This window comes from Paraburkholderia sp. BR14374 (assembly GCF_040948685.1).
GTDB lineage: Bacteria > Pseudomonadota > Gammaproteobacteria > Burkholderiales > Burkholderiaceae > Paraburkholderia > Paraburkholderia youngii.
Genome location: NZ_JBFPKF010000008.1, coordinates 122,538 through 138,330 on the forward strand (window position 1 = coordinate 122,538; position 15,793 = coordinate 138,330).

General features: G+C 65.6%; 14 protein-coding genes. 13 read left to right on the forward strand and 1 reads right to left on the reverse strand.

Annotation, left to right across the window (positions count from 1 at the left end; all coding sequences use genetic code 11):
- Window positions 1-72: 72 nt before the first annotated feature.
- The 7 genes from AB3X86_RS20295 to AB3X86_RS20325 all read left to right on the forward strand — a co-directional run bounded on the left by AB3X86_RS20295 (window position 73) and on the right by AB3X86_RS20325 (window position 8,086).
- Entirely contained in the window at window positions 73-2,568 is a 2,496-nt protein-coding gene (locus tag AB3X86_RS20295; protein WP_368597376.1) for a DNA polymerase III subunit gamma/tau, read from the forward strand.
- 73 nt (window positions 2,569-2,641) lie between these two features.
- Window positions 2,642-2,968, forward strand: a complete 327-nt coding sequence (locus AB3X86_RS20300; protein ID WP_008923976.1) for a YbaB/EbfC family nucleoid-associated protein — start codon at window positions 2,642-2,644, stop codon at window positions 2,966-2,968.
- 144 nt (window positions 2,969-3,112) lie between these two features.
- On the forward strand, window positions 3,113-3,709 hold the full coding sequence (recR, locus tag AB3X86_RS20305; protein WP_018418135.1) for a recombination mediator RecR: 597 nt from the start codon (window positions 3,113-3,115) through the stop codon (window positions 3,707-3,709).
- A 154-nt stretch (window positions 3,710-3,863) separates the two neighbouring features.
- A complete protein-coding gene (locus AB3X86_RS20310; protein ID WP_368597377.1) occupies window positions 3,864-5,105 on the forward strand; it encodes a CaiB/BaiF CoA transferase family protein in 1,242 nt (413 codons plus the stop codon).
- 158 nt (window positions 5,106-5,263) lie between these two features.
- Window positions 5,264-6,301: an ABC transporter substrate-binding protein gene (locus AB3X86_RS20315; RefSeq protein ID WP_368597378.1), complete on the forward strand. Its 1,038-nt coding sequence runs from the start codon at window positions 5,264-5,266 to the stop codon at window positions 6,299-6,301.
- Between the two features lie 75 nt (window positions 6,302-6,376).
- Window positions 6,377-7,189 carry an ABC transporter ATP-binding protein gene (locus tag AB3X86_RS20320; RefSeq protein ID WP_176108651.1) on the forward strand — a complete coding sequence of 271 codons (813 nt, stop codon included), beginning with the start codon at window positions 6,377-6,379 and terminating at the stop codon, window positions 7,187-7,189.
- A 72-nt stretch (window positions 7,190-7,261) separates the two neighbouring features.
- Window positions 7,262-8,086, forward strand: a complete 825-nt coding sequence (locus tag AB3X86_RS20325) for an ABC transporter permease (protein ID WP_176108650.1) — start codon at window positions 7,262-7,264, stop codon at window positions 8,084-8,086.
- 78 nt (window positions 8,087-8,164) lie between these two features.
- Here the strand turns inward: AB3X86_RS20325 and AB3X86_RS20330 are convergent, their stop codons facing one another.
- Window positions 8,165-9,139 carry an NADPH:quinone oxidoreductase family protein gene (locus AB3X86_RS20330; RefSeq protein ID WP_368597379.1) on the reverse strand — a complete coding sequence of 325 codons (975 nt, stop codon included), beginning with the start codon at window positions 9,137-9,139 and terminating at the stop codon, window positions 8,165-8,167.
- Window positions 9,140-9,364: 225 nt separating this feature from the next.
- Here AB3X86_RS20330 and surE point away from each other — a divergent pair, with 225 nt between their 5' ends.
- From surE to rlmD, 6 genes are all read left to right on the forward strand, one after another.
- A complete protein-coding gene (gene surE / locus AB3X86_RS20335; RefSeq protein WP_368597380.1) occupies window positions 9,365-10,123 on the forward strand; it encodes a 5'/3'-nucleotidase SurE in 759 nt (252 codons plus the stop codon).
- Complete coding sequence (locus tag AB3X86_RS20340) at window positions 10,120-11,334, forward strand: protein-L-isoaspartate(D-aspartate) O-methyltransferase (RefSeq protein WP_368597381.1); 1,215 nt, start codon at window positions 10,120-10,122, stop codon at window positions 11,332-11,334. The genes surE and AB3X86_RS20340 overlap by 4 nt, the downstream gene beginning before the upstream one ends.
- A 5-nt stretch (window positions 11,335-11,339) precedes the next feature.
- Window positions 11,340-12,290, forward strand: coding sequence for a peptidoglycan DD-metalloendopeptidase family protein (locus AB3X86_RS20345; RefSeq protein WP_368597382.1), 951 nt, complete (start codon window positions 11,340-11,342; stop codon window positions 12,288-12,290).
- A gap of 11 nt (window positions 12,291-12,301) precedes the next feature.
- A complete protein-coding gene (gene rpoS / locus AB3X86_RS20350; RefSeq protein ID WP_176119886.1) occupies window positions 12,302-13,390 on the forward strand; it encodes an RNA polymerase sigma factor RpoS in 1,089 nt (362 codons plus the stop codon).
- Window positions 13,391-13,394: 4 nt separating this feature from the next.
- Complete coding sequence (locus AB3X86_RS20355) at window positions 13,395-14,171, forward strand: 3'-5' exonuclease (protein ID WP_176108645.1); 777 nt, start codon at window positions 13,395-13,397, stop codon at window positions 14,169-14,171.
- 153 nt (window positions 14,172-14,324) lie between these two features.
- Window positions 14,325-15,755 (forward strand): 23S rRNA (uracil(1939)-C(5))-methyltransferase RlmD, encoded by a 1,431-nt coding sequence (rlmD, locus tag AB3X86_RS20360; protein WP_368597383.1) that lies wholly within the window; start codon window positions 14,325-14,327, stop codon window positions 15,753-15,755.
- Window positions 15,756-15,793: the final 38 nt, after the last annotated feature.

Here is a 15,793-nt window from a genome sequence, read left to right on the forward strand (position 1 = left end):
GTGGCCGTGTCGCGCGTTCGCGCGTCTTGCCGAATCGGTTTTGCGCGCCATTGTTACTGATACAATTTCCGGATGACCTATCAAGTTCTCGCACGCAAATGGCGGCCGAAGGATTTCGCTTCGCTCGTCGGACAGGAGCACGTGGTGCGCGCGCTCACCCATGCGCTCGACGGCGGCCGTCTGCACCATGCCTATTTGTTTACAGGTACGCGCGGCGTCGGCAAGACCACGCTGTCGCGCATCTTCGCGAAGGCACTCAATTGCGAGACCGGCGTGACGTCGACGCCGTGCGGCGTGTGCCGTGCGTGTCGCGAGATCGATGAAGGGCGCTTCGTCGATTACGTCGAGATGGACGCGGCGAGCAATCGCGGCGTCGATGAAATGGCCGCGCTGCTCGAGCGCGCGGTGTATGCGCCCGTCGATGCGCGCTTCAAGGTCTACATGATCGACGAAGTGCACATGCTGACGAACCACGCGTTCAACGCGATGCTGAAGACGCTCGAAGAGCCGCCGCCGCACGTCAAGTTCATCCTCGCGACCACCGACCCGCAGAAGATTCCTGTCACCGTGCTGTCGCGCTGCCTGCAGTTCAATCTGAAGCAGATGCCGGCCGGCCATATCGTGTCGCATCTCGAACGCATTCTCGGCGAAGAGAACGTGCCTCACGAGGCGCAGGCGTTGCGCCTGCTCGCGCGCGCGGCCGACGGTTCGATGCGCGACGCGCTATCGTTGACCGATCAGGCGATCGCCTATTCGGCGAACCAGGTCAGCGAAGACGCGGTGCGCGGCATGCTCGGCGCGCTCGACCAAAGCTATCTGATCCGCCTGCTCGACGCGCTCGCGCAGGGCGACGGCGCGGCGGTGCTCGCGGTCGCCGATGAAATGGCCTTGCGCAGCCTGTCGTTTTCGACGGCGCTGCAGGATCTGGCGAGCCTGCTGCACCGGATCGCGTGGGCGCAGTTCGCGCCTTCGTCGGTGCTCGACGAATGGCCGGAGGCGGCCGACTTGCGCCGCTTCGCCGACACATTGAGCGCCGAGCAGGTGCAACTGTTTTATCAGATCGCAACGATCGGCCGAAGCGAGCTGGGCCTCGCGCCCGACGAATATGCGGGCTTCACGATGACGCTGCTGCGCATGCTCGCGTTCGAGCCGGCGCCGACAGGCGGCGGAGGTGGGGCGGCGGGAGCCGCTGGCGCGCAGACCGGTGCGGCCGGCGCCGGTGCGAAGCGTTCTGGTGCACCGACGGTTGCGGCGCTGCGCGCGCTGTCGCCTTCGTCCGCGACGGCCATGGCAGCCGCTGCGCCGACTCGCGGACCACAGGTGGGCGTCGCCGGCGAGGAACCGGGCGATGCGATGAAATCGACCGCGCCGGTTGCAAAGCCGATCGCGAAGCCCGCAGCCGACACCGCGCAAGCTGAAGCAGCGCGCGTGACGGACGCACTGGCTATATCGGCACGTCCGCTGGCACCTTGGGAAGACTCGCCCCCGAATGATGGCGCCGCGATCGCCGGTTCGACTGCGCCGGTCTCGAACCAGGCTTCCGACATCGCACCTGCGTCCGCGCCGAGCGCGCTGGCCCGCGCGGAAGAGGCCACGGCACCGGAGCCGGAAGCGCGCCAGGAGTTGACTGCACCCGCTTCAACGCCGGCACCGGCGGCCTCGGCCGAGTCCGCGCCGCGTCGCGCGGGCGGCGCGAGCGCCGCGCTCGACGTGCTGCGCAACGCCGGCATGAAAGTATCGTCCGACCGTGGCCGCCCCAACACGCCCGCGGCCGCGAAGCCGGCCGCGCCGGTCGCCCCGAAACCCGCCGCGCCGCGCGTGGTCGTGCCGGTGCCGACCCCCGGTGCGCCACGCCGCGCGTCGCAAGACAGCGCCGCGCAGGCTGCGCCCATCCGAGACGCCCACACCGGCGCAAGCGGCAACGCGCAACAGACCAGCCCGTCGAGCCCACCTTGGGACGACATGCCGCCCGACGACTACATGCCGCTGTCGGCCGCGGACGACGCGTACTTCATTCCGCCAGACGACAACTTCGTGCCGGTGTTCGACCACGGCCCCGACGACGTCCGCATGGGCGGCCCGGCCGCGCAGGCCGCCGCACCGGCGCCGGTCGTCGACACACGCCCGCTGCCGCCCGCGGTGCCGCTCGATCCGCTCGGTTTCACCGGCGACTGGCCCGCGCTCGCGGTCGATCTGCCGCTGAAGGGCATCTCGTATCAGCTTGCGTTCAACAGCGAACTGATGGCGCTCGAAGGCAGCACGCTGAAGCTCAACGTGCCGGTGCCGCAATACGCGGAAGCGTCGCAGGTCGCTAAACTGAAAGCAGCGCTCGTCGAGCGGCTCGGCCAGAACGTCGACGTGCAGGTCGAAGTCGGCCCGGCGCGCCGTACCGCTGCAGCGCACGACGCGAAGCTGCGCGCGCAGCGCCAGCAGGAGGCCGAGCGCGAAATCAGCGCCGATCCGTTCGTGCAGTCGCTGATTCGCGAATTCGGCGCGAGCATCGTGCCGGGCTCGATCCGCCCGATTACCCCGGACGCCGCTCCGAACGGCGCGGCGCCGGCCCACTGATTCATCGTTCGCGGCGGCGTCGCAGCGCGGCGCCGGAATGCCAGATTTCACGCTATCTAGAAGGAGCACGTCCATGATGAAAGGCCAACTCGCCGGGCTGATGAAACAAGCCCAGCAGATGCAGGAAAACATGAAGAAGATGCAGGAGCAACTCGCGCAGATCGAAGTCGAGGGGCAGTCGGGTGCCGGTCTCGTCAAAGTGACGATGACCTGCAAGAACGACGTGCGCCGCGTGTCGATCGACCCGAGCCTGCTCGCGGACGACAAGGACATGCTGGAAGATCTCGTCGCCGCCGCGTTCAACGACGCCGTGCGCAAGGCCGAGGCGACCGCGCAGGAAAAGATGGGCGGCATGACCGCCGGCCTGCCGCTGCCGCCGGGCTTCAAGCTGCCGTTCTAAACCTGCTCTAATTGAGAGCAGGCTGAAGCGGGTGAGCGCCGCGGCGGTTCATTGCCGCGGTGCGAAAGCGCGCCCCGGTCCCCGAGCACCACGCCGCATCCCGATTCGCCCACTCGAGCACCACCCACGTCGACGCCGATCCGCATGAAACAACCTTCCGCCCTGTCGGCGCTCGTCGAAGCGCTGCGCGCGCTGCCCGGTGTCGGGCCGAAGTCCGCGCAACGCATGGCGTATCACCTGATGCAGCACGATCGCGAAGGCGCCGAAAAGCTCGGCCGCTCGCTGTTGTTCGCGACCGAGCATCTGCGTCACTGCGAAAAGTGCAACACGTTTACCGAAGCGCAGATCTGCGAGGTCTGCCTCGATGAGGAGCGCGATCCGTCGCTGCTGTGCGTCGTCGAAACGCCGGCCGACCAGATCATGCTCGAACAGACGATGACCTATCGCGGCCTCTATTTCGTGCTGATGGGGCGGTTGAGTCCACTCGACGGCATCGGCCCGAAGGAGATCCATTTCGACCGGCTCGTGAAGCGCGCGTCGGATGGCGTCGTCAAGGAAGTCGTGCTGGCCACCAATTTCACCAACGAAGGCGAGGCCACCGCGCATTACCTCGGACAGACACTGAAGGCGCGCGGCCTTGCCGTCACGCGTCTCGCGCGCGGCGTGCCGGTGGGCGGCGAGCTCGAATATGTCGACGCGGGCACGATCGCGCGCGCGATGCTCGACCGTCGTTCGATGTAGCCACGCGGCTTGCATTGGCCGGCGTGGTACCCGTGAAGACACGCGTCGTCGCTAGCCGTGCGGACCGTGCGCATGGCGATACGAAACCATGCAACCTACTTGCAGGGCATCAGAGTAAGCGCTGTGCACAAACTCTGGCCGACAAAGGAGACTCATGAGCGCCACCCCCGATTCAGGCGCGAGCACCGCACCGCATGACGCACGCGGTCCGCTCGCCGGCGTCAAGGTGCTGGAACTCGGCACGCTGATCGCCGGGCCGTTCGCCGCGCGTTTTCTCGGCGAATTCGGCGCCGACGTCATCAAGATCGAAGACCCCCAGGGTGGCGACCCGCTGCGCAAATGGCGCAAGCTGTATCCGGAAGTGGGCGGTACGTCGCTGTGGTGGGCCGTGCAGGCGCGCAACAAGAAGTCCGTCACGATCAACCTGAAAGCCGAAGAGGGCAAAGAGATCGTGCGGCGGCTCGCGAAACAGGCCGATATCGTCGTCGAGAATTTCCGGCCGGGGCTGCTCGAAAAACTCGGGCTTGGCTACGACGTGCTGTCCGCCGAGAACCCCGGTCTGGTAATGGTGCGTCTGTCGGGCTACGGCCAGACGGGTCCGTATCGCGACCGGCCCGGCTTCGGTGCGATCGCCGAATCGATGGGCGGTCTGCGCCATATCACCGGCTATCCGGATCTGCCGCCGCCGCGCATCGGCATTTCGATCGGCGATTCGATCGCCGCGCTGCACGGCGTGATCGGCGCGCTCATGGCGCTGCATCACAAGCAGGTGAACGGCGGCAGGGGGCAGGTCGTCGACGTCGCGCTGTACGAGGCCGTCTTCAACATGATGGAAAGCGTGGTGCCCGAATACGGCGTCTACGGAATGGTGCGCGAGCGTACCGGCGCGTCGCTGCCGGGCATCGTGCCGTCCAATACTTATCCGTGCAGCGACGGCAGCATCGTGATCGGCGGCAATAGCGATCCGATCTTCAAGCGGCTGATGATCGCGATCGAACGCGACGATCTCGCGAACGATCCGGCGCTCGCGCATAACGACGGCCGCGTGCCGCGCACCCAGGAAATCGACGCCGCGATCGCCGCGTGGCTGTCCACGCGCACGATCGACGAAGCGCTCGCGGTGCTGAACGCGGCGGATGTACCGGTGGGCCGCATCTACAGCGTCGCCGATATGTTCACCGATCCGCAGTTCATCGCGCGGCAAATGATCCAGCGTTTCAAGTGGCAGGACGGCAAGGAAATCACGCTGCCCACGGTCACGCCGAAGCTGTCGGCGACGCCCGGCGAGACGCGCTGGCTAGGGCCGGAACTGGGTGAACATACCGATGAAGTCCTTCAATCACTGGGTTATGATGCTGACGGCATCGCGCGGTTGCGGGCGCAACAGATCGTCTGATGCGCACAGTGCAACGCATTGAGACGAGCGCTTAAAGCGCGGCGCTGACGCACGATCGGCTCCGCGCGACCGGCAAGCCACACACCGTGCCAAGCGCGTGCGCAACGCGCACCCGGGCGGTCAAAAGCCGGACTAAAAAAATCTGGAGACAACGGACCATGCAACGCAGAACCTTCCTCGCCGGCGGTGCGGCGCTCGCGGGCGCCTCGCTCGCGGCCACACCGTTCGCTTTCGCTCAGGCCAAACCCGAGACCACCAGGGTCGCCATCGCGGTCGGCGGCAAGAACCTGTTCTACTACCTGCCGCTGACGATCGCCGAGCGCCGCAACTACTTCAAGGACGAAGGGCTCGAAGTCGAGATTTCCGACTTCGCGGGCGGCTCGCAGGCGCTGAAGGCGGCAGTCGGCGGTAGCGCCGACGTGGTCTCCGGCGCGTTCGAACACACGCTGCTGTTGCAGGCGCAAAAGCAGATGTTCCGTGAGTTCGTGCTGCAAGGCCGCGCGCCGCAGATCGTGCTCGCGGTGTCGAAGAAGACGATGCCGAACTTCAAGTCGATCGCCGATCTGAAGGGCAAGAAGATCGGTGTGACCGCGCCGGGTTCGTCGACGTCGATCATGGCGAGCTTCGTGCTCGCGAAAGCCGGGCTCAGTCCGAAAGACGTCGCGTTCATCGGCGTGGGCGCGGGTGCCGGTGCGATCGCCGCGCTGCAGTCCGGCCAGATCGACGCGATCGCCAATCTCGATCCGGTCGTCACGCGCCTCGAGCGCGCCGGCGAAGTGCGCGTCGTATCCGATACGCGCACGCTCGCCGACACGCACACCGTGTTCGGCGGCGACATGCCGGCGGGCTGCCTCTACGCGTCGCAGTCGTTCATCACGAAGAACCCGAACACCACGCAGGCGCTGACCCATGCGATGGTGCGCGCGCTCAAGTGGCTGCAGAACGCGAGCGGCAGCGAACTGATCAATACGGTGCCGGAGAGCTATCTGCTCGGCGACCGCGCACTCTATCTCGACGCGTGGCAGCATGTGCGCGAAGCGATGTCGCCCGACGGCCTGATGCCCGCCGACGGCCCCGCGACGTCGCTGAAGACGCTGAAAGCGTTCGATCCGATGATCCAGAACGCGCAGATCGATCTGTCGAAGACGTGGACCAACGACTTCGTGAAGAAGGCGCTGACGACCGTCAAGGCATAAACGACGCGGCGCGCGCGGTCTCCAGCGTCGCCGCGACATCTCCCCGCAAACCCGATCCCTGAAGCGAGCCGTACGATGACCGTTGCTGCCCTGGCGCTCGAAAACATCACCTGCACGTTCGCCGCACGCGACAACCGCGCGCAGCGCTACACAGCGGTCAAAGACACGACGCTGCGTATCGAGCCGGGCGAGTTCGTGTCGGTGGTCGGGCCGACCGGCTGCGGCAAGTCCACGCTGCTGAACATCGGCGCGGGGCTGCTGCAGCCGTCCACGGGCGCGGTCAGCGTGTTCGGCGAAAAGCTCGATGGCCTGAATCGCCGCGCGGGCTACATGTTTCAGGCCGATGCGCTGATGCCGTGGCGCTCGGCGCTCGACAACGTGATGGCCGGCCTGTCGTTTCGCGGCATGTCGGCCGCAGACGCGCGCGCAAAGGCCGAAGAGTGGTTGAAGCGCGTTGGACTCGGCGGCTTCGGCGACCGCTATCCGCATCAGCTGTCGGGCGGCATGCGCAAGCGCGTCGCGATGGCGCAAACGCTGATCCTCGATCCCGACATCATCCTGATGGACGAGCCGTTTTCCGCGCTGGACATTCAAACTCGGCAGCTGATGGAAAACGAACTGCTCGACCTCTGGGCCGCGAAGCGCAAGGCGGTGCTGTTCATCACGCACGATCTCGACGAAGCGATCGCGATGTCGGATCGCGTGGTCGTGCTGTCGGCCGGCCCCGCCACGCATCCGATCGGCGAGTTCCGGATCGATCTGCCACGGCCGCGCGATGTCGCCGAAATCCGTTCGCATCCGCGCTTCGTCGAATTGCATGCGCAGATCTGGGGCGTGCTGCGCGATGAAGTGCTCAAGGGGTATCAGCAGCAACTGACCGCTGTTTGAGTGTGCCGCGCATCCCTGCATGCGCATCAATAGAGAAGACGCATTCGACAATCGTCCGAGGCAATCCAAGTCATGTGGAAGACGTTGCGCCCAAACCGGGCGAATCTGGTGATCTGGCAGTGGCTGCTGCTCGTGCTGTGCTTCGTGCTGTGGTACGTGCTGACGAGCCCGACGCTGGTGCCGCCGTTCTATTTCGACGATCCGAACAAGGCGGCGTTCTTCTTCGGCGAGCCGCAGAAAGTGCTGCAGCGGATCTGGGAGTGGTTCACGAGCGGCGAGATTTATCTGCACCTGTGGATCACGCTCGTAGAGACCGTGCTCGCGTTCGTGTTCGGCACCGCGATCGGGCTCGGCGTCGGCCTGTGGCTCGCGCTCGCGCCGACCGCGAGCGCGCTGTTCGATCCGTACGTTAAGGCCGCGAACTCGATGCCGCGCGTGATTCTCGCGCCGATCTTCGGCGTGTGGTTCGGCCTCGGCATCTGGTCGAAGGTCGCGCTCGGCGTCACGCTGGTGTTCTTCATCGTGTTCTTCAACGTCTACCAGGGCGTGAAGGAAGTGAGCCCGGTCGTGCTCGCGAACGCGCGCATGCTCGGCGCGAACCGCAAACAGCTGCTGCGCTTCGTCTATCTGCCGAGCGCGATGAGCTGGGTGTTTTCGAGCCTGCATACGTCGGTGGGGCTGGCGTTCGTCGGCTCGGTGGTGGGCGAGTATCTGGGCTCGGCGCGCGGCGTCGGCTATCTGATCCTGCAGGCCGAAGGCACCTTCGATATCAACACCGTGTTCGCGGGCATTCTGGTGCTCACCGCGTTCGCGCTGATTCTCGACGCGATCGTCGGGATCGCGGAGCGGCGTTTGATGAAGTGGCAGCCGCGCACCGGCGATACCGAGAAGCTGTGAGTGTGGATCGCAAGCAGCGCGGCGTCCGAAATCGCCTTCGGGCGCCGCGCCGTTTTTCATGCTGCCTGATTGCTTGCGCTACGGCGTGATGACCACCTTGCCGATCACGCGACGCTCGGCCATGTCGCGCAACGCGCGGCCGGTGTCGTCGAGCGAATAGCGGGCGGACACATAGGGCTTGAGCTTGCCTTCGCGAATCCAGCCGGTCATCTGCTCGAATGCCGCGCGGTTGCGCTGCGGCTCACGCCTCGCGAAATCGCCCCAGAATACGCCGACTACGCTTGCGCCCTTGAGCAACATCAGGTTCAGCGGCAGCTTCGGGATCTCGCCGTTGGCAAAGCCGACCACCAGATAACGCCCCCTCCAGCCGATGCTGCGAAACGCCGGCTCCGCATACACGCCGCCGACCGGGTCGTAGATCACGTCCGGGCCTTTGCCGTCGGTGAGTGCCTTGATGCGCTCGCGCAGATCCTCGCTGCTGTAGTTGATCGTCGCGTCCGCGCCGTGCTCGACGCAGGTCGCGAGCTTTTCGTCGCTCGATGCCGCCGCGATCACGCGCGCGCCGAGCGCCTTGCCGATTTCGACCGCAGCCAGCCCGACGCCGCCAGCCGCGCCGAGCACGAGCATCGTCTCACGAGGCTGCAGCGCGCCGCGATCGACCACCGCGTGATGCGAGGTGCCATACGCGAGCGTGAACGCGGCCGCGAGTTCGAACGACACATCGTCGTCGAGCGGCACGCAGGCTGCGGCGGGTGCGAGCGCCTGTTCGGCGAAACCGCCGGAGCCGGTGAACGCGGCCACGCGCGAACCGGGCCTGAACTGCGTGACGCCTTCGCCTACCGCGCGCACGATGCCCGCGGCTTCCGAGCCCGGCGTGAACGGCAGCGGCGGTTTGAACTGGTATTTGTTCTCGATGATCAGCACGTCGGGAAAATTGACGGCTGCGGACTTCACGTCGATCACGACGTGGCCTGGCGGCGGTTCGAGATCCGGCAGGTTATCGACGACCAGGCTCTCGGGCGGCCCGTATTGCTTGCAGCGAATCGCGCGCATCGTGGCTCCATATCGTTCAGGGTTCGCAACGGTTTCGAGTGTAAAGCAAAGCGCACGACCGTACGATTCATTGCGCTGCGGATTGCGACTCAAAGCAGCATTTTTGCGTTCGGCACAAGCCTCCGCGCACCTGAATAAACCCGGCTAGCACGACGCTCGTGCGCGCCATGCAGAGACGCCGACCATGTCGTTCGCGTGCCATCTTTCCTCGGTTACAATCGGCGCATGCGAATCCTACTCAGCAACGACGACGGTTATCTGGCGCCGGGCCTCGCCGCGCTTTACGAAGCGCTGAAGCCGATCGCCGACGTCACCGTGATGGCTCCCGAACAGAACTGCAGCGCCGCGTCGAATTCCCTGACGCTGTGGCGGCCGCTCTCGGTCCTGCGTTCGGCGAATGGCTTCTACTACGTGAACGGCACACCGACCGACTCGGTGCACATCGCACTGACCGGCATGCTCGACCATACGCCGGACCTCGTCGTGTCGGGTATCAACAACGGCCAGAACATGGGCGACGACACGCTGTATTCCGGCACCGTCGCGGCCGCCACCGAAGGCATCATGTTCGGCGTGCCGGCCATCGCGTTTTCGCTGGTCGACAAAGACTGGGTGCATCTCGAAGACGCGGCGCGCGTTGCCGCCGAAATCGTCGCGCATTATCTCGAGCGGCCGTTGCCGGGACATCCGCTGCTGAACGTCAATATTCCTAACCTGCCGTATGACCAACTGCGCGGCCGGGAGATCACCCGACTCGGCAAACGTCATCCGTCGCAGCCGGTCATCCGCCAAACCAATCCGCGCGGCGAACCGATCTACTGGATCGGCGCCTCGGGCCAGGCGCGCGACGCGAGCGAAGGCACGGACTTCCACGCGGTCGCGAACGGCGCCGTGTCGATCACGCCTCTGCAGCTCGATCTGACCTACACGCAAATGCTGCCCGCGGCGCGCGACTGGCTACGCGCCGGGAGCGGCAGTTCATGACTGGCGAGCGCGCGAAGCGCTTTCCGCTAGGTCTCGAGGACCTGGTGCGCGAACCGCGCCGGCCCGAGGGACGTCCGGGGGAGATGCGCGCGGCGGCGCTCGCGGCGAGCGCGGCGTTGAATGCGCGGCAGCAGTCGGCGAAACCGACGCAGGGCGGCGCGGCCGCACGAGCGCAAGCGAGGACCTCCGCTGCGGCGCAAACAACGTCAACGCCGGCGACGCGACCCCAGGTGATTCCCCAGGCGAAGACGCAGATTGCTACGTTGGGCACGCCAACCGGAACCACCGGGGCGATGCCGCCGAAGCCGCAGGCCGCGCCTGTTGCAAAGACTACGGCGAACTCGTTGTCCGGTGCATTGGCAGGGCAGCCTGTCAAGCAAGCACCGAAGTCGTCGGTCAAGCCAGGCAAAACCTCGACGCGTGCGTCTGCACACAGCGCACGTCCGACACCACCACTTCAGCCGCAATCGCAGCAAGGCGCGAAACCCGCGTCGAACGCCGCGCTAGCCGGTGCGATGAGCGGTGCATTCGGCGGCGCAAGCAGCAGCGCGATGAACAACGCACTCGCGCTGACCTCGGAACGGGTTCGCGAACGGATGGTCGAACGCCTGCGAGCCAATGGCGTCAGCGACCAGCGTGTGCTGAACGCGATGGCGGCGGTGCCGCGCCACATGTTCGTCGATCCGGGTCTTGCGGCTCAGGCGTACGAAGATGCCGCGCTGCCGATCGGTCATCACCAGACCATCTCGAAGCCGTCCGTGGTTGCGCGGATGATCGAACTCGCGGCGGCCGGGCGCGCGCCGAATACGGTGCTCGAAATCGGCACCGGTTGCGGCTATCAGGCAGCGGTGCTGAGCCAGGTCGCGCGCGAGGTTTATTCGATTGAACGCATCAAGCCGCTGTCCGAGCGCGCGAAGACGAATCTGCGTCCGCTGCGCATTCCGAATATCCGGCTGCATTACGGCGACGGGCGGCTCGGTTTGCCGTCGGCGGCGCCGTTCGACGCGATCGTGATCGCGGCTGCCGGGCTCGACGTTCCGCAGGCGCTGCTCGAGCAGCTTGCGATCGGCGGACGTCTGGTTGCGCCGGTCGGCTCGCAGGAAGGACAGAGCCAGGTGCTGACGCTGGTCGAGCGCCTCGGGCCCGCGCAATGGCGCGAGTCGCGGCTTGATCGCGTTTTCTTTGTACCCTTAAAATCCGGAGTGATTTGACACCGATGAGTATGTTGCGCGCGATGCAGAGAACCACCCCGAATCCCCCCCTGACCGTAACCCAGCGCAGCGTGTGCGTGCTCGCCTTGTCCCTGTTGATGACGGCCTGTGCATCCCGGCTCGACCAGGCGCCCGTCGTCGACCGCTCCGGCGGCGGCGTGCTCTCCACCGCGCAGGGCGCGGCGCAACCGGCGGTGCCGCTCGGTCCGCCGCCGCCCGGTTACTATCGCGTGAAGCCGGGCGATACGCTGTACCGCATTGCGCTCGAAAACGGCCAGAATTACCGCGACATCTCGACGTGGAACAACCTGACCAATCCGAATCAGATCGAAGTCGACCAGCTGCTGCGCGTCGTGCCGCCGGGTGCGAATACCGCGGCCATCACGCCGGGCGTGTCGACCGCGCCGATCGGCAGCACGGGCGCGGTGCAAAGCGCGCCGCTGAACAGCAGCGCGCCGGCCGCGGTCGGCGCCGCGATGCCGCCGCTCTACGGCGGCGCGACGAACGGTACGCCCGCGAACGGCGCGGTAGCTGCGCCTCCGGCCAATTCCTCTGCGGCGAACGCCGAGCTCGGCAGCGCGGCGGCGGGCAACGTAGCATTTGCATGGCCGGTGCGCGGTCCGCTTCTCAACACCTTCAACGACTCGACCAACAAAGGCGTCAATATCGGCGGCTCCGCGGGCGAGCCGGTTAAAGCGTCGGCCGATGGTCGCGTCGTCTATGCAGGAAATGGGCTGCGTGGTTACGGCAATCTCATTATCATCAAGCATGATGCAACTTATCTCACCGCGTATGCACACAACCGCGCTTTGATGGTAAAAGAGGGGGACGCGGTAACGAAGGGGCAGAAGATCGCTGAGATGGGCAATAGCGATTCCGACCGCGTGATGTTGCATTTCGAAGTTCGCCGACAGGGTAAACCAGTCGACCCACTGAAGTATTTGCCGCCGCAATAAGCGATACGACCATGCCGAAATCGAAGCGCCGCCCGCCGCAAGCCGAGTCTGAGACGATCAGCGAAGTCACGTCCGCCGCAGTGGACGAAAGCGGCGCTTCGGAAGTGGAAGAGGAGATCGTCGAGGAGCGCGATCTCGACGAACGCCAGAGCGGCCTCGACGACAGCGAGGGCGCCGACGCGCGCGAAAGCACCGGCGACGCCGTGCCCGACGCCGACGATTTCCGCGCACTGCTGCAGGCCGAACTCACGGCCGACACGATCCAGCATTATCTAAACCGCATCAGCGTGAAGCCGCTGCTCACCGTCGAGGAAGAGCAGAAATATTCGCGCCTTGCCAAGGCCGGCGAGTTCGAAGCGCGGCAGGTGATGATCGAGCGCAATCTGCGGCTGGTCGTCAGCATTGCCAAGGGTTATCTGAATCGCGGCGTGCCGCTGCTCGATCTGATCGAGGAGGGCAATCTCGGCCTGATGCACGCAATCGAAAAATTCGATCCGACGCGCGGCTTCCGTTTTTCGACTTACGCAACATGGTGGATTCGCCAGAGCATCGAGCGCGCAATCATGAACCAGGCGCGCACCGTGCGCTTACCGGTGCATGTGATTCGTGAGCTCAACCAGGTGTTACGCGCGAAGCGCCATCTGGAAAAGAACTCGATGAATTCGGGCGAAGCCGCCGAGCGCCGTGACGCGAGCATCGATGACATCGCCTATCTGACCGGCAAGACCACCGACGAAGTCACCGACATCCTCGCGCTGAACGAGCACACCGCGTCGCTCGACGCGCCGCTCGACCTCGATCCGGCGAGCAGCCTGCTCGATTTGCTGTCGGACGACCAGAGCCAGTCGCCAGACGCCGAGGTGCAGCATCGCGAGCTCGAAACGCTGACACGCGCATGGCTCGCGCGTTTGTCGGACAAGCACCGCCATGTAATCGAGCGGCGCTTCGGTCTGAATCATATCGAGCCCGCCACGCTCGAGGAGCTGGCCGACGAAATGGGCCTTACGCGCGAGCGTGTGCGCCAGATCCAACAGGAAGCGCTGGTGCGGCTCAAGCGCTTCTTCGCCTCAAACGGTGTCCGCAAAGACGCCGTTCTCTGACCTGATGACACCGATTCTTGTTTTCGACATCGAGACGATTCCCGATGTCGCCGGCATCCGCCGTCTTGAAGATTTGCCCGCGTCGATGAGCGACGCCGATGTCGCCGAGCACGCGTTCGCCGCGCGACGCGAAAAAACCGGCAGCGATTTTCTGCCGCATCACCTGCAACGGGTCGCGGCGATTTCCTGCGTGTTCCGCGACAACAACGGTTTTCGCGTGCGCTCGCTCGGCACGCCCGAGGACGGCGAGGCGACGCTCGTGCAGTCGTTCTATCGCGTGATCGAAAAGTACACGCCGCAGCTCGTGTCGTGGAACGGCGGCGGATTCGATCTGCCGGTGCTCAACTATCGCGCGCTCGTCAACGGCATCCCGGCGTACCGGTTCTGGGATCTCGGCGAGGACGACCGCGACTTCAAGTGGAACAACTACATCAGCCGCTACCACGCGCGCCACACCGACCTGATGGACGTGCTCGCGATGTACCAGGCGCGCGCGAACGCGCCGCTCGACGCGCTCGCGAAGATGTGCGGCTTTCCGGGCAAGATGGGCATGGACGGCAGTCAGGTGTGGCAGGCGTTCCAGCAAGGGCGCATCGAGGAAATCCGCAATTACTGCGAGACCGACGTCGTCAATACGTATCTGCTGTATTGCCGCTTCCAGTTGATGCGCGGCGGCTTTTCGCCGTCGGAGTATGCTGATGAGATCAACCTCGTGAAGAATGCGCTGGCGCTGGAAACCGCGCCACAGTGGGCCGAGTATCTGGCGGCGTTCGAGCCGTAACGGCGCGCGAGTAGCGCGTCCGCCGGGGTCCCGCGCCGCAATCCGGGCCGCGATCTCCGCGCGCTCCGGGCGTGGTCCAGACCACGCCACTGGCAAGCCCGGCGCTTCGTCTACAATCTCGCCTTTCCCCATAGTTTGTCAGGAAGTCCGCAGGTGTCCCGAACTGCCCCCCAACGTCGCTCGCCGCGGCGCTCATCGAAGCATGCGAAGGCGCACGCCCCGGCGCCGGCGCCCGTTATTACCGGCAACGAACCGGTCATCGAAATCGTTTCGCTCGATATGGAAGCGCGCGGCGTGGGCCGCACCGCGAGTGAAGACGGCACGCCAGGCAAGGTTGTGTTCGTCGAAGGCGCACTGCCGGGCGAACTCGTCAGTTATTCGACGCATCGCAGCAAGCCGAAATTCGAGCAGGCCGAAGTCGTCCAGGTGTTCCGCGAAAGCGTGATCCGCACGACGCCGAAATGCACGTACTTCAACATCTGCGGCGGCTGTTCGATGCAGCATCTGGACATGCGCGCGCAAGTGGCGGTCAAGCAGCGCGTGCTCGAGGACAACCTGCAGCATCTGGCGAAGCTGCGCCCCGAAACGGTGTTCCGGCCGATTCACGGGCCGTCCTGGGGTTATCGCTATCGCGCGCGGCTCGCGGTGCGCTATCTGCCGGAGCGCGGCGGCATGCGCATCGGCTTTCACGAGAAGAAGAGCAGCTATATCGCCGATATGAAGACCTGCGAGGTGCTGCCGCCGCATGTGTCGGCGATGCTGATGCCGCTGCGCTTCATGGTCCGCAAGCTGTCGATCTACGACCGTATGCCGCAGCTCGAGCTCGCAGTCGGCTCCTCGGTCACGGCGCTCGTCGTGCGCAACCTCGAACCGCTGACAGCCGCGGACGAGCAGGTGCTGCGCGAGTTCGCGGACGAGCACAAGGTGCAGTTCTGGGTCCAGCCGGGTGGTCCCGACACAGTCACGCCGCTCTATCCGCTCGATGTGCAGCTCGACTACACGCTGCCGGAATACGGCATCCGCATGCCGTTCAAGCCGACCGATTTCACCCAGGTCAATCACGCGATCAACCGTGTGCTGGTGAGCCGCGCGTTGCGCCTGCTGGCACCGGCGCGCACGGACCGCGTGCTCGACCTTTTCTGCGGGATCGGCAATTTCACGCTGCCGCTCGCGCGAATTTCGCGGGAAGTGGTCGGCATCGAAGGCAGCGAAGTGCTGACGCAGCGCGCGCTCGCGAACGCGGAGCTCAATGGCGTCGGCGGGCATACGTCGTTCGCGTGCCGCAATCTGTTCGAAGTCACCGCCGACGACCTGCGCGCGCTCGGCCACTTCGACAAGTTCCTGATCGATCCCCCGCGCGAAGGCGCGCTCGCGATCGCGAAGGCGCTCGCGGAGATCGCGCAGAGCGGCAACGGACCGCTGCCGAAGCGCATCGTCTACGTGTCGTGCGCGCCGGGCACGCTCGCGCGCGATGCCGGGCTGCTCGTGCATGAGGCCGGCTATCGGCTGGTCGGCGCGGGCGTCGTCAATATGTTCCCGCATACGTCGCACGTGGAATCGATTGCGCTGTTCGAGCGCGATTGAGTCTCGCCGCGCGCACAAACGAAAACGCCACGACCTCG